Here is a 23,460-nt window from a genome sequence, read left to right as displayed (position 1 = left end):
GAAGCTGTGAAACTTAGAGATATTTGGCACTGTATTCATGCACAGTATCAATAAAGGCTTTCGGGTTTTCAGGGTCAACCCATTGAGTAATGCCGTGACCTAAGTTTGCAACATAACCTGTTTTCTCACCGCCTGCATAAGCGTCATCTAACATAGCTTTGGTGGCTTTCACGATGGTGTCATGCGAACCATATAATGTTGCAGGGTCTAAGTTACCTTGCAGTGCCGCACGGCCAGCCACCGTTTGGCGAGCCACATTCAATGACGTCGTCCAATCTAGACCAAAAGCATCCGCCCCTGTTGCCACCATTGGCTCTAGCCACTGACCGCCACCTTTGGTGAATAAAATCACAGGCACTTTACGTCCTTCATTTTCACGCTTTAAACCTGCAACAATTTTTTGCATGTATTTTAAAGAAAATTCTAAATATTCACGGTGTGCCAATGCCCCGCCCCAGCTGTCAAAAATCTGTACGGCTTGAGCACCTGCATCAATTTGCGCATTTAGATAATCAATCACCGCATCAGCCAAACGATCAAGCAATGCATGTAAAACTTCAGGTTGCGCATACATCATTTGCTTGGTGAAACGGAAATCTTTGCTCGAACCGCCTTCAACCATATAAGTTGCCAGCGTCCAAGGACTGCCTGAAAAACCAATTAATGGCACTTGGCCGCCAAGCGCTGAACGGATCGTCTTGACCGCATTCATCACATAGTCGAGATCAGACGCGGCATTAAACTGAGGTAAGTTCGCCACATCTTGTTCAGTACGAACTGTTTTATGAAATTTAGGCCCTTCCCCAGCTTCAAAATACAGCCCTAAACCCAAAGCATCGGGTACAGTTAAAATATCTGAAAATAAAATGGCAGCGTCGAGCTCATAACGACGTAAAGGCTGTAAAGTCACTTCACACGCAAATTCGTTATTTTTACACAGCGAAAGGAAATCACCCGCTTGAGCACGGGTTGCACGATATTCAGGTAAATAACGCCCTGCTTGACGCATCATCCAGACGGGTGTGGTATCTACAGGTTCACGTAATAAAGCACGTAGAAAACGATCATTTTTAAGCGTCGTCATTTACTTTCCCATCTCAATTAAATTTGCTCACCATCATAACAAAAAGGTCGAATTTTTAATAACTTCTCATAACACTAAAATTCGATCAGGACAAAGATGCAAACGAATATTTACACAAAACAAATACTGCATCTCCATCTTTTTTCTGTAATACTTCACTAGTTTTTACTTTGTAAATGAATAATTCTTAAGGTTGAATTACATGTTCGTTCGCACAATACTCGCGATGAGTTTAAGTTGCATTCTTGCTGGTACAGCGTTTGCTGCATCTACTACTGAACAACCCTTGACGCCAAAAAAGATCATTGATACTTCAGTTCAAGATCCTATTGATCCTTTAGCAACAGATGTCGCTTCAGCTTCTACTGCGGTTGCAAACAGCCAAATTACAGCAAAAGAACAAGCAGACTTAAACCAAGCTTCGCAAACTTTAGATCAACTTGAACAATCTGAAGATAAAACTGCTGACGTTGGTGCTGCACCAAGCAAAACCACCACTGCACCAACCACCACTGCACCAACCACCACGACGACCAATCCTGCTGCGGCTAAAGCATCGTGGACATTAAATGGTTTAAACAGTGCAGAATGGTTTGACAACATTGGTAAAGGCCAATTCCCTGTCTATGCACGTGCTCACGTGATGTTGAATAATGCACATGCGTCTCCGGGTGCAATTGATGGCATGAGCGGTAAAAACACCCTCAAAGCCATTGCTTCGTTCCAGCAAATGAGCGGTTTAAAAGCAACAGGCACTTTAACCAAAGAAACTTGGGATGCCCTAATAGCAAGCCAAGGTTCTAAACCTGCGTTTATTGAATACACCATTACCGAAGCAGACCTAAAAGGTCCTTATGCTGCATCAATTCCACGCGACTATGCACTACAATCCAAAATGAAAGGCTTGTATTACACTCGTGTAACTGAAATGTTGGCTGAAAAATTCCATATGGATGAAGACTTTTTGAAAAAGTTAAATCCAAAAGCGACCTTCAAAAAAGCGGGCGAAAAAATTATTGTGGCCAATATCCGCAATGAAGTGCCAGAAGACATTCATTTGATCGTTGCTCACAAAGGTGCAAAACAGCTGTATTTATTTAACAGCCGCAACCAAATGATCGGTTCTTTCCCTGCAACCATTGGTAGCTCAGATACTCCGTCTCCAACGGGTACTTATAAAGTCACGGGTGTTGCGCCAAATCCATGGTATAGCTACTCTCCAAGTAACTTTGTACAGGGCAAAAACTTAAAACCACTTTCTCTACCACCGGGTCCGAATGGTCCTGTAGGGAATATCTGGATTGGTTTAAGCAAAAAATCATTTGGTATCCACGGTACACCAAACCCTTCTGCAATTTCTAAAACAGCATCACACGGTTGTATCCGTTTGACCAACTGGGATGCCAATGATCTTGGCAAAAAAGTGAAGTCAGGTGTAACGGTTAAATTCTTAGAATAATTGGCTTTCTAAGGTGTTTACGCTATAAAAGGTGTTCTCTTGAGAGCACCTTTTTTTTAATTACAACAATTATAAAAATGACGATGAACGCTTTAAAAATAATACTGCCCGTAGCCTGTTTACTAGCTTTCTCAACTTATACCTTCGCCGAATTAGATGAAGAAATCGTGACCAGCGTGGATGCTTCTGCTTATGCGGTGGAATCTGACCATCCATTTGACAGTCTGGATGATCATGAAAAAATCCGCCATCCGCAATACATTCCAGAGCAAGACAGTCTGAAAGAACCACTTTTCAATACGCGCTATATATGTCATCGCAGGCAAGTCTCCGATTTACTATTACGCGATTCGAACAGGACCAAAGCTTAAACTACTTTATTTAAACCAACCCCACTCGGCAGTTTTTTCAATAGGCGAGGCTTATGCTGAAAATCGAGAAAAATTTACCCTACAGCCTCAACTCAATAATATAGTCAAAGATCATGAACTGTTTTCGATGATGCCCATTGCTCAGCATTTCGCTCTGATATTTCGTACTCGCTATGCCTATACCCCTACAGAGTTGAAAGCCAATGCGGCCATGAACGCCATCTATGCCAACAATCGCTACCGATATACAGCTATGAAATTATTGAAATCGACACGAATGGCAAACAGCTCCACCGCGTGCAATTTGTGGCTCCAACTATTGAAGATGGAATGAGTTTTGGCCCCAAATGGGATGAAGACTTATTAGATTATAATCATGCAATACTGGAATACAGCACCAAGTCCCCAGGCGACTACCAAACCGTGCATCCTTATAATATTGAAACCCGCTATGAATACAGACAAGGTCAATTGAAGCACTTTGAACAGAAAATTCTGCTCACCGCCAGTGACAAAGTGTTCTTAAAGAATCCACCCAACTCAATTAACTATGAAAATTATCTCGATGATCAAGATGTACCACTCTCCGTTGAAAGCAGTACTTGCCTCGATGACTATTTTGTTTTTAAAGACAAAGCACCTCCACTTGGTATGAAATGGGGCAATGACTGGATGCAACAGCAGCCGAAGCTACATCAACAATTTTTAGCTGAATATGCGCAAGGCAAAAACTACGTCTGGAAAGATTTCCGTGTACGGTATTGTGATTTAGACTAAGTCTACAATGTCGCGTTTAATCATTTCAATATTGAAACGCAACATTGCAAATTCACTATTTTGGCGATAAATATAAAACGCTAAAATTGCTCCATAGATTAAAAATAAGATTGGAGTTCAAAATGGATGCTTTCATTCATCGCAGTCAAGACCGTGGTCATGTCAATATCGGCTGGCTAGAGTCTAAACACAGCTTTTCTTTTGGCAGTTGGTATAACCCTAAATATATGGGCGTAAGTGCTTTACGTGTCATCAATGACGACGTGATCGCGGGTCATCAAGGTTTTGGTCAACACCCCCATGACAATATGGAAATCTTGACCTGTGTGCTCAAAGGTACCATCACCCATAAAGATAGCATGGGCAACCATGGTGGTATTTCTGCAGGTGAATGGCAACTGATGAGTGCAGGTACGGGTGTGCAGCACAGTGAAATGAATCAGGGTGATGAGCCAGTACATTTACTACAAATTTGGATTACCCCAAATCAAAGAGATGCAGCGCCAACTTATCAACAGATTCGTCTTGATCCATATGAGCAACCAAATCAATGGCATGTGATTTGTGGTCCAAATGACAATGCTGCAATGCATATTCGTCAAGATGCCGAAGTCAAAACGGCTGTGATTGAAAAAGATCAAATGCTAGAAGTTAGAGCTACACAGCATATTAACTATCTGCACGTGATTTCAGGTTCAATCCAAGTTGCAGAACACACCCTTCATGCAGGCGACGCGATTGCTTTTTTAGAAGCAAGCGATGTTGAAGCTTTGGAAGATGCACAAGTGATTTGGTTTGATTTGCCTGAAGTCAAATAAGTCATCACTCACCATAAAAAGCCAACGTCGAGACGTTGGCTTTTTTAATGCAGAACTCAAGCAGTTTTTACTTTTGGCTTAGAGAAAATTCACCACAAGTAACGCCACAGCCGCAGGTAAGGCTTGGATGTAGATAATTTTCTTACTGGCGGTCAGACCACCATAAATCCCAGCAACCAAAACACAGCCTAAAAAGAAATTGGCCAGTGGCAGTGCATAAGTTTCAGGTGCACATAGCGCCCAAAATAGACCTGCAGCCAAGAAACCATTGTATAAACCCTGATTTTGCGCCATGACTTTGGTCAGCTGTGCTTTTTCAGGCGTATTGCCAAAGGCTTTTAAACCATAGGGCTTATCCCATAAAAACATCTCTAAAACTAAAATATACACATGCAACAGTGCAATTAAAGTAATTAAAATTTGTCCCATCATACGCTTTATCCTTATTTTTGATGAATGATGCTAGATCAGCTTCACAGCTGATCTAGGTCGAAAACGCTTAAGGTTTCAAAAGTACTTTACCCTGACGTGCGCCTTGCGTCGCTTTCAGTGCAGCATCTTTAATTTGAGCAAAGCTGAAGATGCCTTCAACAGGCAGCAGTAATTTTTTCTGTGCAGCAAGCGTCAATAACTCCACAATTAACTCCTTTTTACGTTCAGCAGACAATTGCTTATTCACCACACTTGCCCAAAAACCTTTGACTGTGGCTTGTTTAAAAATCAGATCTCCCGAAGAAATCTGCATGGTCTCACCCGTCATACTACCAAATGAAACCAATAGACTATTTTCACTCAGCAAAGCCAACATTTCACCACTGGCCTGACCACCAATGGAGTCTACACCTGCGATCAGTGGCTGATCTGCATGAATCGCTTTGACTTGTTCTTTCCAATCAGCTTGGTCTGTTGCTACCACATTTTGAATGCCTAAGGTCTGCATTTCAGCTACAGCCTTAGTACGGCGAACCAAATGAATTACCTTTTGACCACGCGCTTTTGCAATCATTGCCACGGTTTTACCCACCGCACCATTGGCAGTGTTCTGAATCAACCACGAATCTACTGGTAAATCGATAAAATCTAAAAGCATCAGTGCACTGATCGGCATCCCAATCAACTGCGCTGCCGTTTCATCATCAATAGCGTCAGTTAAAGGCACGATGCCATGTGCTGGCGCAATAAAATACTCAGCCCAACTGCCATGAACTGCAGCAACTGCTACACGCTGCCCTACCGATACGCCTTGTACACCCTCACCAAGCGCATCAATCACGCCCACAGCTTCGCTACCACCAATTGCAGGCAGTGTTGGTTTATAACCATAACTACCACGCACTGTCCACACATCGTGGTTATGCATTGGCGATAGAATCATTTTAATACGTACTTCACCCGCTTTCGGTTCAGGTTGCGGCATATCTGCAGCTTCCAAGACGTCAACAGGTTCACCAAAATGGTGATGAATAATACTTTGCATTTGCTATTCCTTTATCGGCTGTAATAGTTGTTGGGTAGTTTCCAAAGCGAGGTAAAGGGGCTGCTTATCTCGGGCCAGTCTTGCCAATAAAGCTGCTCCCAACCACAATTGATACATGGTTTGTGCCATTTTTTCAGCGTCAATATGCGCTGGAATTGAACCATCTTGCTGCCCGGCTTGGATTAGACCCGAAATACGTTCTGTTAACTTACGCACCCCGAAGTTCAAAATCTGACGCATATCTTCAGATAAATCTGAGACTTCTGCTGCCAACTTGACGATCAGACAGTTCTCCGCCCATCCCCCATCGCTATGATGTTCAACATCACTTTCAATATGCGATGGGTTATCAATCCATGCTTGCCAAAGTGCCACGAGACTTGCATAGGCGCTTCGCTGTTCTTGCTGTATCAGCTGATCGATTTTGACTTTATAGTCGGCCAGATACTGCTGAAGTAGCGCACAGCCGAAAGCCTCTTTCGAAGCAAAGTAGTAATAGAATGAACCTTTCGGCACATCACAATTCTTTAGAATTTCCTGTAAGCCCACTCCGACAAAACCTTTATGTAATACCAGTTGAAAACTGCTATTTAAAATGTGTAGTCGTGTTGCTTCACTTTTATCTGATCGTTTCATATCCACACTATAAATCAATAATAGACCAGTCGTCTATAAAATAATGCATCTACCTTTGATACTTCATCTCGAATCATTGGATTACATATAAATTTTGCTGATTAAATTTTAGATATAAATGATTGAAATAAATGTTACATTATACTATAACACTAATTTTCAATTCATCTTATGTCTACACCTTCACAACGTTTACAAGCGATTGACGCCCTCAGAGGATTGGTTATTCTGATTATGATGGTCGACCATGTCAGAGAAACTTTTTATCTCCACCAGCAAGTCCCCGACCCGATGCTGATTCCAGGAACCGAAGAATCCCTTTTCTTTAGCCGAATCTTGGCTCACTTATGTGCCCCTGTTTTTGTGGTATTAACAGGCTTATCGGCTTATCTTTACCAAGCAAAAAACAGCAGTGTTCAAATGACACGTGAACTTTTACTCAAACGCGGTCTATTTCTGATTTTTCTCGAACTAATCATTATCAACTTCGCTTGGACTGGACAGTTCCCGCCCGATGTCATCTATTTACAAGTGATTTGGGCCATTGGTCTCAGTATGGTGGTTTTAGCAGGCTTGATTGGGCTATCGCAAAAATGGCTTTGGGTGATCAGTCTCAGCATTATTTTTGGACATAATACGCTGGATCAAGTGTCATTTTCACAAATATCGATCCTGCAAAATCTGTGGTTTGTTTTACATGAACGTGGTTGGATCGAATTTGGAGATCTGATTCGTTTTAGAACCTCTTACCCAGTACTGCCTTGGATTGGGGTGATTGCCCTCGGCTATTGCATCGGTCATACCATATTTAACAGTACATACGATGTCGCAAAAAGAAATCAAATCTTGTTAGGCTTCGGACTTGCAAGTATCAGCTTATTTATCGTTTTAAGAATGATCAATCTCTATGGCGACCAAGCATGGTCAGTCATGCCGACCAGCACTGAAACCATTATGAGTTTTTTGAACTTGACCAAGTATCCGCCATCGCTGCTGTTTATTTTGTGGAATGTCGGGCTAGGCTTAGTCCTGTTAGTGTTACTTCAAAGGGTTGAAAGTAAACCTTGGATCAAACCCTTGATTATCTTTGGTTCCGTGCCAATGTTCTTCTATATCGTACACTTATATGTGCTGAAAGCACTCTATCTCATTGCGGTCGCTCTGTTTGGCACGACCCATGGCGAATACTTCGGCGTCGATCATGTCTCCACCCTCTGGCTCATTTCGATTATTTTAACTGTAGCTCTCTATCCCTTGATGTTGAAATTTTCAGCCTTTAAACATAAAAACAAACACATTCGCATTCTTAAATACCTCTAAGGGTTTAAGGTGTATAGCCAATTTCACTGAAACAAGATTGATGCTTAGTCCAACGAGGCATCAATCTTGACCTTATATCGGGTTATCAATAATGGCGCTTATATGCACAGTCCTGCCCTGCTTCAACTGTTATAAACAGACCTAGTCTGCACATGTTTGAGCAACGACTGTCTTTTGATAAGAACAATAGAAGAACCCTGCACACGATGCCATGATAATTGACACCCCTATCATTTGATAAAGGTTTAAATTTTCACCTAAAATTAACCACCCCGCCAATGCACTGACGATTGGTGAAGCACTTAACAACACCCCAAATATTTTGGGTGACAAACGCTTCATTGCAAAAATATCCAGTAAAAATGGAATACAACTCGACAGCAATGACACCACGATGCATAGACCGAATACCTCATATGTACTGAAAGCCTGTCCAACATTAGATATTCCAAAAGGAACAATACATAGCGTCGCAATCATCATGCCGATTGCTACCGTGTTACTGCCGCCTTTGGCCACTTTGGTTCCATAAATAATATAAAGTCCCCAGCAGATAGCTGCACCAAGCGCATATAACATGCCAATATAGCTAAAGTTATTATCCGCCTTCCCTAAGGGAAATAAGATCAAACCAATCAGCGATAAGCCACCCCAGACAAAGTCCGATTTATTTCGTGACATAAAAATAGCCACAGCCAAAGGCCCTAAGACCTCAATTGAAATCGCGATCCCGACCGACATATAGGAAAAGGCTTTATAAATGAGTAAATTCATCAAGCTTAAAATCACGCCATAACAAAAGAGATCTTTCCATTCCATGCTGTTTTGACGAAAAGTTTTCCATGGCTGAAATACAATCCATAAAAAGACTGCGGATAAACCTAAACGCACCAAAGCGACCGTTTCAGCTCCGAGGATGGGAAAAAGCATTTTTGCAAACGCAGCACCCACTTGTACTGAAATTAAAGACAATACGGCTGCGAAAAGCGCTGTTTCTTGTTTATGTATCATCATGTATGAAACGCCCCAAGGAGAAAATTTACTTTGCTTTGGTGAGTAATGCTAAGCAGATTGAAATTAAAACCATCCCAATCCAACCGATTGGTGCAAGTTGTTCTCCCACCAACAGGATTGCAAAAACAGCGGCAACCAAAGGTTCAAACAAGGTCAAGGTAATGGCTTTACTGGCAGGCACAGTTTTTAAGCCATATCCAAATAAAACATAGCCCAAAAACATTGGAATCAACATCATATAACCCACGACATAAAGGTTGATGTTTTCTTCAAACAAGTTTGAACCTGTTATCCATAAAGTCGGAAGTAATAATAAAGAACCAAGTCCGAAGATGAGCCCCATAGACGCTTTTGCATCCATCCCTCGGTCAATCATTCGTTTTGCCGCCCAAGAATATAAAGCATAGGTCAATCCCGCAACCGCCCCTAAAGCAATACCCAACATTGGTCGATTTTGGGACAAATGCTCCGTGGTTGCTACAGCATGTGATTCCCCGAGAGAAAGTAGCGCAACGCCCGTCACTCCCAATACGAAACTCATCAGCCATGTCATGGAAAGTTCTTTTCGGTCAAACACCCTTTCTAAAAGTGCCGTAAATAAAGGCGCCGTACCAATCGACACGACTGTTCCAATGGTGATGCCTGCATAGTGCATAGATGAATAAAAGGCCAAAGGATAAATAAAAACCGCAATTATGCCTACAGCGAGCATCACAGCATTGGCTTTGATATGTGCCAGATGGTAGATAATACTTTTTCGCGCCAAAAGTGCCTGTAACAGTCCACCACCGCCCATGGCGGCAGCGCCAACAGCCAAAGGACTCAAATTAGGCGCAAAAGATGCGACTGTGCCCGTCGTTCCCCATAGAAAAGCAGCGAACAGCACTGCAATAAAACCATAATTTGGTACCGCAGAAACAGACTGATTCACGTACTCATTTCCTGCGCTAAAAGTGTTTTCACCATCGCGGTTGCAGCTTGTACTTTTTCACTCGAGCTTTCCAAACCCGCTCGCGCAATCGATCCCTCTAGAATAAAAGACAACAACAAAGCCATTTGTTTGACCTTGTCAGCGTCCGAAATGATAAGGGCAAGCTGTGTAGAGATAATGTTTTCAATTTCATCCTTATGCCGTTTTACAGCCAAGCGCTCGGCGCTGTGCGCTGGGAACTCAGCAGCAGCATTCAACAAACCACAGCCCCGAAAACCTTTTTCATAGGCAAACTCAGCATGGTCTTGATAGGCTTCAAAAACCGCGACAATTTTATCAATAGAGGTATGCGCTTGTTGGTTTCGAAGCGCATACAAATCTAACCACTCTTGATGCCGTGCTTCTATATAAGAGGTGATCAGGTCAGCCTTGGTCGGGAAATTATTATATAAGGACATTTTGGCAACTTTGGCCTTATCGGTAATGCTATTAATCCCTGTACCGGTGATGCCATCGTTATAAAACAAAATCGCGGCTGCATCTAAAATTTTCTGTTTCGCAGTTTTTGTATTCATCACACTCAACTAAGTAGACCGATCTACCTAATCTATAGAATCTGTAAAAATATTCAAGTCACCTTTGCTTATTTAATGAAGGAAATATCAGATGAATCAAATACGGGAGAATACCCTTCAATCGACCCATTGCAATGGCCGTGGATAAAAAGCGAAACAGAACAATCGCTCTATACACATGTAGTTCCAACTTATATGTAATGAGTTGCTAGATAAACCAAACGAAGGATGCTAAAAACCACTCAGATGAAATAAAAAAACTGATCTACAGAAATGACTGCTATACAGTACAACTGCATAGTCTCTATAACTGCTTGTCTGAAACGAATAGCGAATCTAAAAAGGAATTGAGTTGGACAACTCAAGCTATAACTGAATAGTTATGAAAGAAGGCTTAAATGCCTTAAATAGAAAAAGCAGCAAGAGAAGGTCTGACTGCTTTTTTTAGAATTTGATCACTGCCGATCTATGTGGTGTGCCCCACACTACTTGACGTAATGGCCAAACTTAAACTTGGATTATCGATTAATGATTAGTTTTAATTTGTATTTAAAAATAATTTGGCGGAAGCGGTGAGATTCGAACTCACGGAGGACTCACACCCTCGTCGGTTTTCAAGACCGGTGCATTAAACCGCTCTGCCACGCTTCCATGGGCGCTATCATATAAATAAAAATATTTTTTGGCAAATATTTTTCATCTCACGGCCTTCAAAAAAGACACTATTCAGATAAAAAATGTTCAATCTCAATAAGATATTAACTTTACAGCCTGCATATGCCAGAAAATTGAGCGATAACTCTGGCATCTTTTAGAAATTAATTTTAAAAAAGGCATAAAAAAACCCTGACACAGTCAGGGTTTTTTGAATTTGGCGGAAGCGGTGAGATTCGAACTCACGGAGGACTCACACCCTCGTCGGTTTTCAAGACCGGTGCATTAAACCGCTCTGCCACGCTTCCATGGGCGACATCATATAAACATTCAATCTACTTGGCAAATACTTTTCTTCAAAAATCACACCAAGTGGCTAAAATTAAAACAAAATCTTTTAGTTCTCTGAACTTTCAGGTCTGTCATAACGAATTGAATTGACATACCAGTATTTTTTTCCAGTTGGCGTCAACACTTCAATTTCATCATCGACTTGTTTGGACAGTAAAGCCCGTGCCATCGGTGAGTCGATGGAGATGTGCTGCGGGTGATGATCATAAATTTCATCCACCCCGACGATGCGTAAGGTTTTTTGTTCCCCTACGTCATTTTCAATTTCGACCCAAGCCCCAAAATAAATCTTGCCAGCCTGCTCTTCAGAAAAGTCGATAATACGAAGTTCTTCGAGACGTTTTCCCAAGTAGCGAACCCGTCGATCAATCTTACGTAAGATCTGTTTGTTGTACTGATAATCCGCATTTTCACTACGGTCGCCAAGGCTCGCCGCCCAGTTTACTTTCTTGGTAATTTCAGGCCGTTCTTCATGCCAAAGCTGCTTTAATTCCGCCACCAATTTGTCGTGACCAGCACGTGTAATTAAGTTTGATTTCATGATGAATGCCGTCTAAATCCGTTCATTGATTTACAACAAAGGATAATTTTATCCCTTATTTCTTCACAACAGAAGTTTATAAAATAAATTCATGAATTAAATTAAATTGTTATGTTACATTTTTCAAAAAAATATTGCACAAAATTTGACACTTTTAAAATTGCTATATATTATGCGCACATCTTAAATTAGTTGCCTATTTTTTAATCTATGTAGTTTTTCTACATAATCTTCTTAATCCCATGTCATTTTGAATGACGTCATGAATGCCCAACCTCTTATTGAATTTAGACAACTTGAACTCGTTTTAAGGCATGTTTTTGCCTTTGCGTTCTAGGGCATAAATTACTTGTAGCGGAGACAACATGCACAGTAGTTCAACTTCTGGATCGAGGCTTTGCCTTAATTCATTAACTTTCTCTCTCCCGTTGAAAGCCCTTGCTTTAAGTACTTTGTTAATTCCATTTCATAGTATTAATGCAAGTAAGACCTACCAATATGATAACGTCGTCAATCATAATAAATTGACTGTCGTTTCAGTGGAAAACCCAACGACCGTTTTTAAAGATGGTCAGCATTTGCATGGTTTTGGTTATGACCTTGCACGTAACTATGCAGACAGCTTAAATGTAAAGCTAGACTTCAAAACCGTCCCCGATAATGCTACAGCACTTAAATGGGTCGCACAGGGCAAAGCAAATTTTGCAATGACGACGGCAAGTGTTCAAACGATTGAACAAAAAAGTCTCGCAACCTTTTCTGCAACTTGTGGTGATTTAAACGTTTTACGTAAAAATGGCCTCAATACTGAGCTGAACTGGGTATTTAAACATGCGAATGATCCATTGACGCAAACGGCGAGTGGATTTGTCTGCCGTGGTAAACAATCTGGTTCAATTGGTCAATTGGCCTCTTTTTACAACCGCAATGTCGTGAAGCCTGAAAACTGGAATACGATTCAACGCGATTTGCGTCAGCGTATGCCAATCTATAAGGCCAGTTTTAAAAGCACAGCGCAAAAGTACGATTTAGATTGGCACTTATTGGCAGCGATTGGTTATCAAGAGTCTTATCTTAAACCGAACTCAGTTTCTCCCACGGGTGTTCGTGGTTTGATGATGTTGACCAATAGCACAGCCAAAGCCATGGGTGTGAGTAACCGTACCGATCCTGCGCAAAGCATCCAAGGTGGTGCCAAGTACTACGACCAAATGCTGAGTCGCTATGAGGATATCCCCTTTCCTGACCGTAACTGGTATGCATTGGTTGCGTACAATATGGGACCGGGTGCGGTGAATCAGATTCAAAAACGGATTCAGGCACAAGGTAAAGACCCAAATAACTGGCTCAATTTGTATGCTTACTTACAACAGAACCAAGCGAAGAATGGCCGTTACCGTCAAGCACTACAGTATGTGACACGTATCCGTGCTTATCTTGAGCACATTAAAACCACGCCGCAGCTGGTCAATATCTAAAAGATCATCTCTATCGGCATAAAAAAAGCTTACCTATATAGGTAAGCTTTTTTTATTTCAGAACACTTAAGCTGTTTGCTCAAGCACTTTCTTAAATAAATCTTTTTGCTCTTGGCTTGGCTTCGCTGTTTGCAATGCCATCAACTGTGACATATCACCTTGAACTTTTATTTTACCCGTCATGAACGCTTGCATTGCTGCAGCCATATCAAACTCAAGGAACACTTTACGTAGTGTTTCAGCATCCATGTTCAAGGTTGTTTTCGCGTTTGAAGACAAACCTTTTTTAATTGCGCCACCATCTAAAGATAATTCGGTATTACCCGCATTGTCAGCAACAACTAAGTTAATTGCAAGATTCGCAAGTGCTGGCGGCAGGTTCAAATTCCCCGCTTGAGCAGTTAATGTTTCTACAGTTGAAAACCAATCATCAGTTAAAAAAGCAGGCATGATGTTTCCTCAATTCTTTGTTCGTTGTGTGCTGCCTATCCAGACGGCATCATTGTGAAGCTAAATACGCTCGGAGATTGTTATAGCATGTATATCCTGCATGTGCCTAAAGTTTTTTGTACGTACCGTTCATATTTTATATTTCTTATACAAAGTTTATCAAAATCATCCACATAAAAAAAACACCAATCATTGATTGGTGTTTTGCATTGGCCTAACTGACAAAATTAGTCTGCAGCAAAGCCAAGATTAACCATGTTAATGCGTTTGTTCTCCGGTTCATCTTCCGTTGAACAACTTTCACCTTTAAAGTCGAATTCACGTTCGCTATCTAACGCTTCAAAGTCGAATAACTCACGGTCTGCCAGCTGCGATGGCGAAACATTCTGCAAGGCGCCAAAAATACTGTGTAAACGCTTTGGATGTGCTTTATCCCACTCGCGCAACATGTCATTTAACATGGCACGTTGCAGATTTTCCTGAGAACCACACAAGTTACATGGAATAATCGGGAACTGACGCATTTCAGCATATTTAATGATGTCTTTTTCTTCCACATAAGCCAGTGGGCGAATCAAGATATTCTTTTTATCTGACGATAACAATTTAGGAGGCATCGCCTTTAAGCTGCCTCCATGGAATAAGTTCAAGAAGAAAGTCGCCAAGATATCATCACGGTGATGGCCCAACGCCACTTTGGTCGCGCCAATTTCTTGCGCAAAGCCGTATAAAGAGCCACGGCGTAAGCGTGAACAAACTGCACAGTAGGTTTTGCCTTCAGGCGTTAAGCGTTTGGTGATGCTGTAGGTATCTTTTTCTAAGATATAGTAGGGAATATTATTCTCTTCTAAATAACGTGGTAACACGTCCTCAGGGAAACCCGGTTGCTTCTGGTCCAAATTCACAGCCACCACATCAAAATTGATCGGTGCAATGCGTTTAAACTGCAACATAATATCGAGCAAGGTATAACTGTCCTTACCACCGGAAATGCAGACCATCACTTTATCGCCTTCTTCGATCATTTTAAAATCGCGAATGGCATGACCCACCTGACGGCGTAACTTTTTCAACAGACGATAATACGCAGAGCTAGTGGGTAGTTCTGGTTTAAAATTAAATCCCTGATTGGACTCAACTGGCGAGAACATAGACGAGTTAAACCTTAAAAAAAATACCGCGCAATTTTATCCGATTCACAGCCATCTCGCACCTAAAGAATGTAAATTCTCATGAATTGTCATTGCTGTCATATTCATGTATTGAAATCGGTTTAACTTTGAACGATTGCGTTCATATTTTAGCTGAACTGCTTATGTTTTGGACTTTTCCACATTTTTCCACAAAAGCTGGGGATAACTTTGTGGATTCTAATCGACTTGACAGGGTGTTCCCCCCACTCTTTAAGGCTTCTATTTAAATTGATCATTTTTTAATCAATTTATTTACCATTTAATTTCAATAACTTAACCCAGTCAAGCAATCCTCATTAAAAATAAATTAATTATTTTTTTTGATTACTTGCTCAACAATTTGACTTGATTTTTACAAAGACATGGATTTTTTGAACTTAAAATAGTTTCAGACGGTTCTTTTTTTGCTAAACTCATTTCTAGTCACTGAAATCGATTTTTTTACGATTAATAATAGATAATGAAAAATAAGCTGCTTTTGAGTCGTTTTTACGTTTTGGGGTGTATGACGATTTCGTTCATGGCACTAGATTGTCACGCGGGTCAAACCATCTACCAATTGAGAGATTCCAACGGCACGACCTTGTTAACCAATAAACAAAGTCGTTATAGCAACTTAAAGGTCGAAAAGAAAACCTATTATCCAGACAGTAATATCCACAGTTATAGTAACTGGGGGGCTTCTGAGTCTTCTGTGTTACCCAGTTATAGTCGTAACAAAAATGCTTTTGACCACATTATTCGCCAAGCCGCTCAAACCCACGGCGTTTCTGAAGGCTTAATTAAAGCGGTCATGCATACCGAATCAGGCTTTAATGTGAATGCACGCTCACCTGTTGGGGCTCAGGGGCTTATGCAACTCATGCCTGCGACAGCACGGCGCTTTAATGTCTCTAATGCGTATGATCCGCAGCAGAACATAAATGCAGGTGCCAAGTATTTGGCATGGCTGATGAAACGCTTTAACGGCAACACCAGTCTTGCGCTTGCAGGCTACAATGCTGGCGAAGGCAATGTACAAAAGTACGGCGGTATTCCACCCTTCCGTGAAACTCAAGACTATGTTCGCCGCGTGAGTAGCCGTTATAGCAATTTATATGCGGGCGGGATCAACATTTCTGCAGGCTCAAATAACACACCAGCCAATGCTCAAGTCATTGCGCAATCTGCACATTACGATGCAGACTCTTCTCCAAGCACACAACTCAGTGTGAGTCGTAGCGCACCTTCACGCCAAATTATCCTCGCAGCCGATGGCAGTTTTACTGATGCGCCGGGTTCCTATGCCACAGCCAATGCAACCGCCTCTGCCCGCATTCAAATTTCAGAATAATTTTTATAGCAGTTTTATTATTTTTTCTTGAATTTTGAAGAGTTTCACCTCATATTGAGATCAATGATTTTCGATTTATAAATCAGATTATTTTTTTATTATAAGAGGATTTTCTCAATGATGCGGATTGGTTTGTTCTTGCTAACCAACCTCGCGGTACTGGTTGTAGCTGGCATTATCTTGTCACTCTTCGGTGTCGGTAGTTACCATGGCGCGGGTGGCTTAAATCTAGGTAACCTACTGGTTATCTGTTTTGTCTTTGGTATGGTTGGCTCAATGATTTCTCTATTCATGTCAAAATGGATGGCGAAAAAAACAACTGGTACAGAGTTAATTGACCCAAATGCCCCGCGCAACCAAGCTGAAGCATGGTTGTTACAAGAAGTCGCTCAATTGGCGCAACGTTCTGGTATTAAAATGCCAGAAGTCGGTATTTTCCCGTCTTACCAATCTAATGCTTTTGCTACAGGTTGGAACAAGAACGATGCATTAGTTGCAGTTTCTACCGGCTTACTTGAGCGTATGAATAAAGATGAGCTTCGTGCAGTCTTGGCTCACGAAATTGGTCACGTCGCCAATGGTGACATGGTGACTTTGGCGCTCGTTCAAGGTGTCGTGAACGCCTTTGTGATGTTCTTTGCACGTGTCGCAGGTGATTTCATTGACCGTAATGTCTTTGGTCGTGAAGAAGGTGAAGCACCAGGTTTAGCTTATTTTGCCATTACCATCGTGCTTGATATTGTCTTTGGTATTTTAGCTTCTGCAATCGTGATGTGGTTCTCCCGCTACCGCGAATATCGTGCAGATGAAGCAGGCGCGCGTCTTGCAGGCAAACAAGCAATGATTTCTGCCTTGTTGCGTTTACAAGCGGAGTCACAACTTCCAGATGCGATGCCTAAAGAAATGAAAGCGTTTGCTATCGCGGCAGGTCAAGAGCAAGGCTTTAGTTTAGCTGCTTTGTTCCAAACCCACCCAACGATTGAACAACGTGTTGCTGCTTTACAACAGCTCGATTGTCCATAAACAATTCGTTGACTAGATTTTAAAAAGCCTCCGCATGGAGGCTTTTTTTGTGACTCGGCATAAGAACATTTTTATTTAATCGTCACTTCGATACAGCGTAATAAACTGCCATTTGGGTCAATGATGCAAAACTGGCGGATCTCATCAAAATCCTGAATATCGGTCATACGGACAGTTTCCCACAACGACCAATTCACTTTAGATCAGTATTCATAATAGGGTTGAATTTCCGCTACGCGAATACAGGCACTATGCCATGAACTATTTGGGTCTAAATGCGGATGATGGAAAAACTCCAGTGTCATTTCGCCCAAACGCAGAATCACCCACTCTGCGGACTGATAAACCAGATCAAAGCCCAAGCTTTGATAAAATGAAGCAGTGCACGCCAAATCAATCGCTGGCAAATTTGCCGTAATCTGACCTTCAAATTTCATGAGTGGCTATCCTAAGTTTAGTCCCTGTAACCAATGCCACATCACACTACCACCCCACCACAATAAGCCCATAAAACACACCAAAAAGATCAGGCCAAACAAATCGGGGATGTGTAGCCAAAGCCATGCCACTACTGGATTTCGCCAAAATGCGGATTGTTGCTGTTTCTTTTCCAATTTTTCATGGAGAAAAGGATGCGTCAGATGATGTTCTGAATGGATTTGGTATTCTTCCCGAATATGGTCATGAACCACATCCAGTGCTTTACGACTCGGACGTATAAAAATATCAAACAATGTCCCTAACACAGGGATAAAACCGACCACAGCATCAATCATAGCCAGCTTCAATACTGGACTCAATTTCTCTTGCGGTACACCAATTTGCTTGGCTTTATAAATGGCATAACACGTTAGGGCAAAACCAGCGATATCACCAGCAATCGGAACAGTACTCAACGCAGCATCGGCACCGACACCCTGCTTGGTGAACGGAATACGCACCACAGAATCCATCATATTGGCATATTTGGCCAAATCACGCTCTAAACGAATGACATCTTGCTGGCTCATTTTTTTTTGTTCAAAGGGTTCAGGCATGTTGTTACTGACCTCCATCATTTCAACCACATTAACATCATAAAACCACTGAATTATGCTGGTTTTTATGACTTTTTTCTGTGCTAACTTTGTGCTGAAACAATTGCTTATAAGTTTAAGACAAGGTCAGAATTTGCGACGCAATCAGCAGATATACCACCACGCCTGACGCATCACAAATTGAGGTGACCAAAGGTGCAGATGCACTGGCTGGGTCGAGTTTCATGCGGTTTAAGATAAACGGCAGACTCATACCAATCAGACAACCCATCAACACAATACCCATCATACTCAGTGCCAATACTACGGCGACCAGAATGTCCCCACGGAAATAACCCAAAATGGAAACAGCAGTTGCCATAGTTCCGCCCAGACACAGCGCAACCAAACTTTCACGTCCTAGCAAATAAAACCAGTCTTTAAAATGTACATCGCCCGTTGCCAGTGCACGTACCATTAAGGTTGCAGACTGAGACCCCGCATTTCCTCCACTTCCCACCAGTAAAGGTAGGAAAAATACCAAAACAATATGTGCCGCAATCAAGTCTTCAAAGTGCGCAATTCCCAGCCCTGAGAGTAAACTGCCAAAAACCAGAAACACCAACCAAAACACCCGCTTCTTATACAGTAAGAGGATTGGAGCCGTTTTAATACTCATCTGCGGACTGGCCGCAACCGCACTACTTTTTAGAATATCTTCTGTGGTTTCTTGTTGTACCACATCCATTGCATCGTCATAAGTCACAATCCCCAATAGACGCTGCTGCTCATCGACAATGGGCAAAGCCATAAAATCATAATGAGCCAGTTTCTGTGCAATACTTTCCTGATCCTCACTGACTAAACCCGTAATGACATGGCTGGTCATAACCTGTCCAATCAATTGCTCAGGTGGAGACTGAATAATTTGCCGCAGCGAAATCACCCCGTGTAAATAACGCGAGGCATCGGTCACATAGATGAGATATAAAGTTTCACTTTCCGCTGCATGCTGTCGTATATGTTGAATCGCCTGTTGCATGGTCATTTCGGCATGTACCGTAATGACCTCGGTACTCATAATTGCACCCGCAGACTCGGCTGGATAATCCATCAAGGTCTTCAGCTGGGCTTGAACATGCGCATCTAGCTGCGGAAAAATCTGACCTTGAACCTCTTGTGCCAAGCTTTGAAATAAATCGGTACGGTCATCCGAATGCATATGAGCCAATAACCTCACCAGCAAAGTCTGAGGCAATTGCGCTGCTAGCTGCTGCTGCTCGGTTAATGCTAAAAACTCAAAGACATAACTGGCTTGTGGTAATTGTTTCAATAGCCGAATTTGGTCATTTATAGGCAGGCCCATTAAAATATCAGCCAAATCCGCAGTGCTGTACTGTTTCAAACTTTGGATAAAAGCATGGTTATCGGGCTGATTTAATTGCTCTTGGAAATCTTGCTGTGAAAATGACGGATTTGGCATACACCACTCAAATATTGTTTTTCTTTATCTGTCCGAGTATAGCAAAGGATCTTTAAATGTCAGGCCTTTCGGCCTGATTGGGTTAAATGTTCGCTTTGCCTATTCGCTGCATACGAATGTTTCGGATTCGATCTTAAACCTCGTCCTGAGGAGTTCGTCCATGAAACACACGGCGAACCAAAACATACATTAAAGGAATAAACAGCAATACCAACACCGTGCCAAAAATCACGCCACCGAGTACACTCACCCCAATTTCCTGACGACTTGCCGCCCCTGCACCAAAGGCAAAGACCAGAGGTGTGACACCCGCGCCAAAAGCCAAAGACGTCATTAAAATCGGGCGTAGACGTAAGCTTGCTCCTTCCAAGGCAGCTTCAATTGCAGTCTGGCCTTTTTGCTGCGCCAATGAAGCAAATTCCACAATTAAAATCGCATTTTTACAGGACAGACCAATTGTGGTCAGCAAGGCAATTTGGAAGTAAATATCATTCGGAAAACTCATCAGATAACTGAACAAAATATTGCCGCCAATACCGAGTGGAATCGCACTCATGACTGCCGTTGGAATACTCCAACTTTCATAAAGTGCAGCAAGGCATAAAAAGATAAAGCCGATGGAGACCAAATACAGCAGCAATGCTTGGTTATTGGACTGGTTTTCCTCGAACGATAATCCACTCCATGCCAGATCAATACCATCATGCCCTCGTACCATGTTTTGTACATCTTGCATGGCTTGTCCCGAACTGACATTTTGTGCTGTATCCGCTTCCATTTCTAGTGCGGTATAGCCCATAAAGCGATTCACCACCTCAGGGCCTCCACTCCAAGACACTTGGGCAAAATTTGTAAAAGGAATCATTTGGTTCAAATCATTCCGTACCGTCCATACTTGAAGGTCATCAGGTTTTGAACGAAACTCGGCATCCCCTTGCATAATTACCCGTTTAATCCGACCACGGTCAATAAAGTCATTGATATAACTTCCACCCCAAGCACTGGATAAGGTGCTATTAATGGCGGTCTGACTCAGTCCATTGGCCAAAGCTTGCTTTTGGTTTACATCCACTTTGAGCTCGGCTTTATCAGGGTTAGAACGTTTATCTAAATTGCTAAAACTAGAATACTGCTTGGATGCATCTTGCAAAGTTTTGAACTGTGCTTCTAAATAAGCACGACCTTCGCCATTGATATCACGTATCCAAAACTCCATGCCATCGGTTTGCCCTAAGCCACTGACTGAAGACGGCATATTTACATTAATTTGTGCATTTCGCTGCGACCTAAAATGAGCAATCGCCCGTTCTCGAATCGCCTGTGCGGAGTTCCCTTTCCCCTTACGATCATCCCAATGTTTCAACGCAATAAAACCTTGACCTAAATTTTGTCCCGTCCCCGAGAAATTACGCCCATAGCGGATCATCACCAAATTAATATTGGCCTGTTCTTTATCTAAAAAGTATTGGCGAATTTCTTCTCCCACCACACGGCTTTGACTCAGCGGTGCACCATCGGCCAGTTTAAACTGCACACTTAAAATACCCTGATCTTCACTGGGAATAAAACTGGTCGGTAATGCCCGATAAAACAATGCAAAGATGGCAATTAACGCTACAAAAACCACCAGCATGATTTTACTGTGCTGAATGGTCTGAGTACTCAGCTTTAAATAACGCTGTTTTAGCTGATCCAATTTCAGATTAAACCAAGTTGCCCATCGTGCCGATTTATCATTGGGTTTTAAAATCAAGGCGCACAACGCTGGCGTCAGAATCAATGCGACCAGCAGCGATAGCGCCATGGCAGCAACTAAGGTCATTGAAAACTGACGGTAGATCACTCCTGTCGAGCCACCGAAAAAGGCCATGGGAATAAACACTGCGGTTAACACCAAAGTAATCCCAATCAATGCCCCACTGATTTCCTGCATCGATGCAATTGAGGCTTGTTGAGCACTCATCTGCTGTTCATGCATCAGCCGCTCAACATTTTCCACCACCACAATCGCATCATCCACCAGAAGCCCGATCGCTAAGACCAATGCAAATAAGGTTAAGGTGTTGATACTCATCCCGAGCACATACAGAATGGCCAGCGTGCCCAAAATTACAACAGGCACAGTGATGGTCGGAATCAGTGTCGCGCGCCAATTTTGCAAAAAGACAAACATCACCACAATCACCAAAAGCACTGCTTCAAACAGTGTTTTGACCACTTCCTTAATCGACTCTTGCACAAAAGGCGTGTTATCACGTGGATAAACAATCTGATAGCCTCCAGGGAGTTTAGAGGACAATCGGCTGACTTCTTGTTTGATCAATGCCGAAGTTGCCAGTGCATTGGCACCTGAAGACAGTGAAATACCCATGCCCGCTGAAGGAAAACCATTGATGGTATTAAATGACTGATAATTTTCTGCGCCTAGTTCCACCCGTGCGACGTCTTTTAAATAAATAAAACTGCCATCGCGGGTCGATTTAACAATGATGTTTTCAAATTCTTCAACGGTTTTTAGACGTGTACCGGAGGTGACTTTGGCATTTAAATATTGGTCTGACAGGCTGGGTAACTCGCCAATTGCCCCTGCGGCCACTTGCGTATTTTGCGCTTCAACCGCTGCACGTATATCGCTTGGCATCAGTCCATATTGACGCAATTTGTGCGGATTCAGCCATAAGCGCATGGCATACTGTGCACCAAAAACATCAACCTCACCAACTCCATCAATACGAGCTAAATCTTGCTCCAAATGCGTCATCATATAATCAGACAGTGCAATATTACTGCTTTTGCCTGTTTGGTCATATAGGCCAATCACCATATGCGTATCGCCAAGCGACTTATAGACATTAACCCCTTGACGCTGCACATCTTCTGGTAAGCGGTTAATCACCCCATTGATGGCATTTTGAACTTGAACCTGAGCGGTATCTGGGTCGGTACCATTTTCAAAACTAATACTGATTCGACTACGGCCATTCGAGTCACTGCTCGAACTAAAATACAGTAAATGATCAATCCCTTTAATTTGCTGTTCTAAAACCTGAGTAACGCTCTCCTCCACCGTCTCTGCCGACGCGCCTGTATATGTTGCGCTCACCGTAATTCGCGGAGGTGCAATATCGGGGTAGCGCTCTACAGGCAACTGAAAGGTGGCAAATAAACCAAATGCCATCACGATAATCGCCAGCACACCAGCAAAAATTGGACGATGAATAAAAAATTTAGACAGCATGGGACTGCGGTACTCTTCGGTCTGAGGCTAGATCTAGAAAGTGGTATCACTTCATGCTTGATCTTCTATGACGAATCATTAAAAAACAAGACTTAACAACATGAAATAGAACATTAGGGCTAAATATGAAGAAACTATGAAGAAAGCTTTTTGACCAATTGATGACATCCTGTAATTTTTCGCAATTTGTCATTGATCTGAGATATTAAAATTGAACACTGAGTCCGCAACACCACAA

At 42.2% G+C, this 23,460-nt stretch carries 22 protein-coding genes and 2 tRNA genes; 8 read left to right on the top strand and 16 right to left on the bottom strand.

What is annotated here, in order from left to right; translation table 11 throughout:
- Positions 1 to 13: 13 nt before the first annotated feature.
- Positions 14 to 1,084 (bottom strand): uroporphyrinogen decarboxylase, encoded by a 1,071-nt coding sequence (gene hemE, locus GVX98_RS03970; RefSeq protein ID WP_159127320.1) that lies wholly within the window; start codon positions 1,082 to 1,084, stop codon positions 14 to 16.
- Positions 1,085 to 1,286: 202 nt separating this feature from the next.
- On the opposite strand from hemE, the gene GVX98_RS03965 reads away from it, so the two are divergent.
- The 4 genes from GVX98_RS03965 to GVX98_RS03955 all read left to right on the top strand — a co-directional run bounded on the left by GVX98_RS03965 (position 1,287) and on the right by GVX98_RS03955 (position 4,509).
- Positions 1,287 to 2,543 (top strand): L,D-transpeptidase, encoded by a 1,257-nt coding sequence (locus tag GVX98_RS03965; protein ID WP_159127319.1) that lies wholly within the window; start codon positions 1,287 to 1,289, stop codon positions 2,541 to 2,543.
- A gap of 83 nt (positions 2,544 to 2,626) precedes the next feature.
- Positions 2,627 to 2,914, top strand: a complete 288-nt coding sequence (locus GVX98_RS16870; protein ID WP_228716263.1) for a hypothetical protein — start codon at positions 2,627 to 2,629, stop codon at positions 2,912 to 2,914.
- Positions 2,915 to 3,220: 306 nt separating this feature from the next.
- The gene (locus tag GVX98_RS16865) at positions 3,221 to 3,691 is read left to right on the top strand and encodes a hypothetical protein (protein WP_228716262.1); all 471 of its coding nucleotides are present in this window, start codon (positions 3,221 to 3,223) and stop codon (positions 3,689 to 3,691) included.
- Between the two features lie 122 nt (positions 3,692 to 3,813).
- Positions 3,814 to 4,509: a pirin-like bicupin family protein gene (locus GVX98_RS03955; RefSeq protein ID WP_159127318.1), complete on the top strand. Its 696-nt coding sequence runs from the start codon at positions 3,814 to 3,816 to the stop codon at positions 4,507 to 4,509.
- Between the two features lie 78 nt (positions 4,510 to 4,587).
- Here GVX98_RS03955 and GVX98_RS03950 read toward each other — a convergent pair whose 3' ends face one another.
- The 3 genes from GVX98_RS03950 to GVX98_RS03940 all read right to left on the bottom strand — a co-directional run bounded on the left by GVX98_RS03950 (position 4,588) and on the right by GVX98_RS03940 (position 6,622).
- Positions 4,588 to 4,941: a DUF1304 domain-containing protein gene (locus tag GVX98_RS03950; protein ID WP_159127317.1), complete on the bottom strand. Its 354-nt coding sequence runs from the start codon at positions 4,939 to 4,941 to the stop codon at positions 4,588 to 4,590.
- A 67-nt stretch (positions 4,942 to 5,008) separates the two neighbouring features.
- Complete coding sequence (locus tag GVX98_RS03945; RefSeq protein WP_004982648.1) at positions 5,009 to 5,986, bottom strand: zinc-binding dehydrogenase; 978 nt, start codon at positions 5,984 to 5,986, stop codon at positions 5,009 to 5,011.
- Between the two features lie 3 nt (positions 5,987 to 5,989).
- Positions 5,990 to 6,622 carry a TetR/AcrR family transcriptional regulator gene (locus GVX98_RS03940; protein ID WP_004695655.1) on the bottom strand — a complete coding sequence of 211 codons (633 nt, stop codon included), beginning with the start codon at positions 6,620 to 6,622 and terminating at the stop codon, positions 5,990 to 5,992.
- A gap of 171 nt (positions 6,623 to 6,793) precedes the next feature.
- Here GVX98_RS03940 and GVX98_RS03935 point away from each other — a divergent pair, with 171 nt between their 5' ends.
- Positions 6,794 to 7,942: a DUF1624 domain-containing protein gene (locus tag GVX98_RS03935; protein WP_159127316.1), complete on the top strand. Its 1,149-nt coding sequence runs from the start codon at positions 6,794 to 6,796 to the stop codon at positions 7,940 to 7,942.
- A gap of 141 nt (positions 7,943 to 8,083) precedes the next feature.
- Here GVX98_RS03935 and GVX98_RS03930 read toward each other — a convergent pair whose 3' ends face one another.
- The 6 genes from GVX98_RS03930 to greB form a co-directional block, all read right to left on the bottom strand.
- Positions 8,084 to 8,956 (bottom strand): DMT family transporter, encoded by an 873-nt coding sequence (locus GVX98_RS03930; RefSeq protein ID WP_159127315.1) that lies wholly within the window; start codon positions 8,954 to 8,956, stop codon positions 8,084 to 8,086.
- 25 nt (positions 8,957 to 8,981) lie between these two features.
- A complete protein-coding gene (locus GVX98_RS03925; RefSeq protein WP_159127314.1) occupies positions 8,982 to 9,887 on the bottom strand; it encodes a DMT family transporter in 906 nt (301 codons plus the stop codon).
- Positions 9,884 to 10,462, bottom strand: a complete 579-nt coding sequence (locus GVX98_RS03920) for a TetR/AcrR family transcriptional regulator (RefSeq protein ID WP_159127313.1) — start codon at positions 10,460 to 10,462, stop codon at positions 9,884 to 9,886. The genes GVX98_RS03925 and GVX98_RS03920 overlap by 4 nt, the downstream gene beginning before the upstream one ends.
- Positions 10,463 to 11,023: 561 nt before the next feature.
- A tRNA-Ser gene (locus tag GVX98_RS03915) sits at positions 11,024 to 11,113 on the bottom strand.
- 221 nt (positions 11,114 to 11,334) lie between these two features.
- A tRNA-Ser gene (locus GVX98_RS03910) sits at positions 11,335 to 11,424 on the bottom strand.
- Between the two features lie 89 nt (positions 11,425 to 11,513).
- Positions 11,514 to 12,008: a transcription elongation factor GreB gene (gene greB / locus GVX98_RS03905; protein ID WP_159127312.1), complete on the bottom strand. Its 495-nt coding sequence runs from the start codon at positions 12,006 to 12,008 to the stop codon at positions 11,514 to 11,516.
- A 365-nt stretch (positions 12,009 to 12,373) separates the two neighbouring features.
- On the opposite strand from greB, the gene GVX98_RS03900 reads away from it, so the two are divergent.
- Positions 12,374 to 13,486 (top strand): transglycosylase SLT domain-containing protein, encoded by a 1,113-nt coding sequence (locus tag GVX98_RS03900; RefSeq protein WP_159127311.1) that lies wholly within the window; start codon positions 12,374 to 12,376, stop codon positions 13,484 to 13,486.
- Positions 13,487 to 13,552: 66 nt separating this feature from the next.
- On the opposite strand, the gene GVX98_RS03895 is transcribed toward GVX98_RS03900, so the two are convergent.
- The gene (locus GVX98_RS03895; protein WP_004695646.1) at positions 13,553 to 13,936 is read right to left on the bottom strand and encodes an SCP2 sterol-binding domain-containing protein; all 384 of its coding nucleotides are present in this window, start codon (positions 13,934 to 13,936) and stop codon (positions 13,553 to 13,555) included.
- Between the two features lie 227 nt (positions 13,937 to 14,163).
- Positions 14,164 to 15,087, bottom strand: coding sequence for a tRNA 2-thiocytidine(32) synthetase TtcA (ttcA, locus tag GVX98_RS03890; protein WP_004695645.1), 924 nt, complete (start codon positions 15,085 to 15,087; stop codon positions 14,164 to 14,166).
- A gap of 502 nt (positions 15,088 to 15,589) precedes the next feature.
- Between ttcA and GVX98_RS03885 the strand changes: the two genes are divergently transcribed.
- Both GVX98_RS03885 and htpX read left to right on the top strand, forming a co-directional pair.
- Positions 15,590 to 16,462 (top strand): lytic transglycosylase domain-containing protein, encoded by an 873-nt coding sequence (locus GVX98_RS03885; RefSeq protein ID WP_159127310.1) that lies wholly within the window; start codon positions 15,590 to 15,592, stop codon positions 16,460 to 16,462.
- A 117-nt stretch (positions 16,463 to 16,579) separates the two neighbouring features.
- The gene (gene htpX, locus GVX98_RS03880; RefSeq protein ID WP_004982663.1) at positions 16,580 to 17,485 is read left to right on the top strand and encodes a protease HtpX; all 906 of its coding nucleotides are present in this window, start codon (positions 16,580 to 16,582) and stop codon (positions 17,483 to 17,485) included.
- Positions 17,486 to 17,688: 203 nt separating this feature from the next.
- Here the strand turns inward: htpX and GVX98_RS16860 are convergent, their stop codons facing one another.
- From GVX98_RS16860 to GVX98_RS03860, 4 genes are all read right to left on the bottom strand, one after another.
- Complete coding sequence (locus tag GVX98_RS16860; RefSeq protein ID WP_004982665.1) at positions 17,689 to 17,922, bottom strand: hypothetical protein; 234 nt, start codon at positions 17,920 to 17,922, stop codon at positions 17,689 to 17,691.
- Between the two features lie 6 nt (positions 17,923 to 17,928).
- The gene (locus GVX98_RS03870; protein WP_159127952.1) at positions 17,929 to 18,522 is read right to left on the bottom strand and encodes a DUF4112 domain-containing protein; all 594 of its coding nucleotides are present in this window, start codon (positions 18,520 to 18,522) and stop codon (positions 17,929 to 17,931) included.
- A 115-nt stretch (positions 18,523 to 18,637) separates the two neighbouring features.
- Positions 18,638 to 19,984 (bottom strand): magnesium transporter, encoded by a 1,347-nt coding sequence (gene mgtE / locus GVX98_RS03865; RefSeq protein WP_004695636.1) that lies wholly within the window; start codon positions 19,982 to 19,984, stop codon positions 18,638 to 18,640.
- Positions 19,985 to 20,117: 133 nt separating this feature from the next.
- Complete coding sequence (locus GVX98_RS03860; protein WP_159127309.1) at positions 20,118 to 23,222, bottom strand: multidrug efflux RND transporter permease subunit; 3,105 nt, start codon at positions 23,220 to 23,222, stop codon at positions 20,118 to 20,120.
- Between the last annotated feature and the right edge of the window lie 238 nt (positions 23,223 to 23,460).

Source organism: Acinetobacter sp. 8I-beige, assembly GCF_902505955.1.
Lineage (GTDB): Bacteria > Pseudomonadota > Gammaproteobacteria > Pseudomonadales > Moraxellaceae > Acinetobacter > Acinetobacter johnsonii.
The sequence above is the reverse complement of the archived record's forward strand: the minus strand, read 5'-3'. Positions and strand labels throughout refer to the sequence as shown.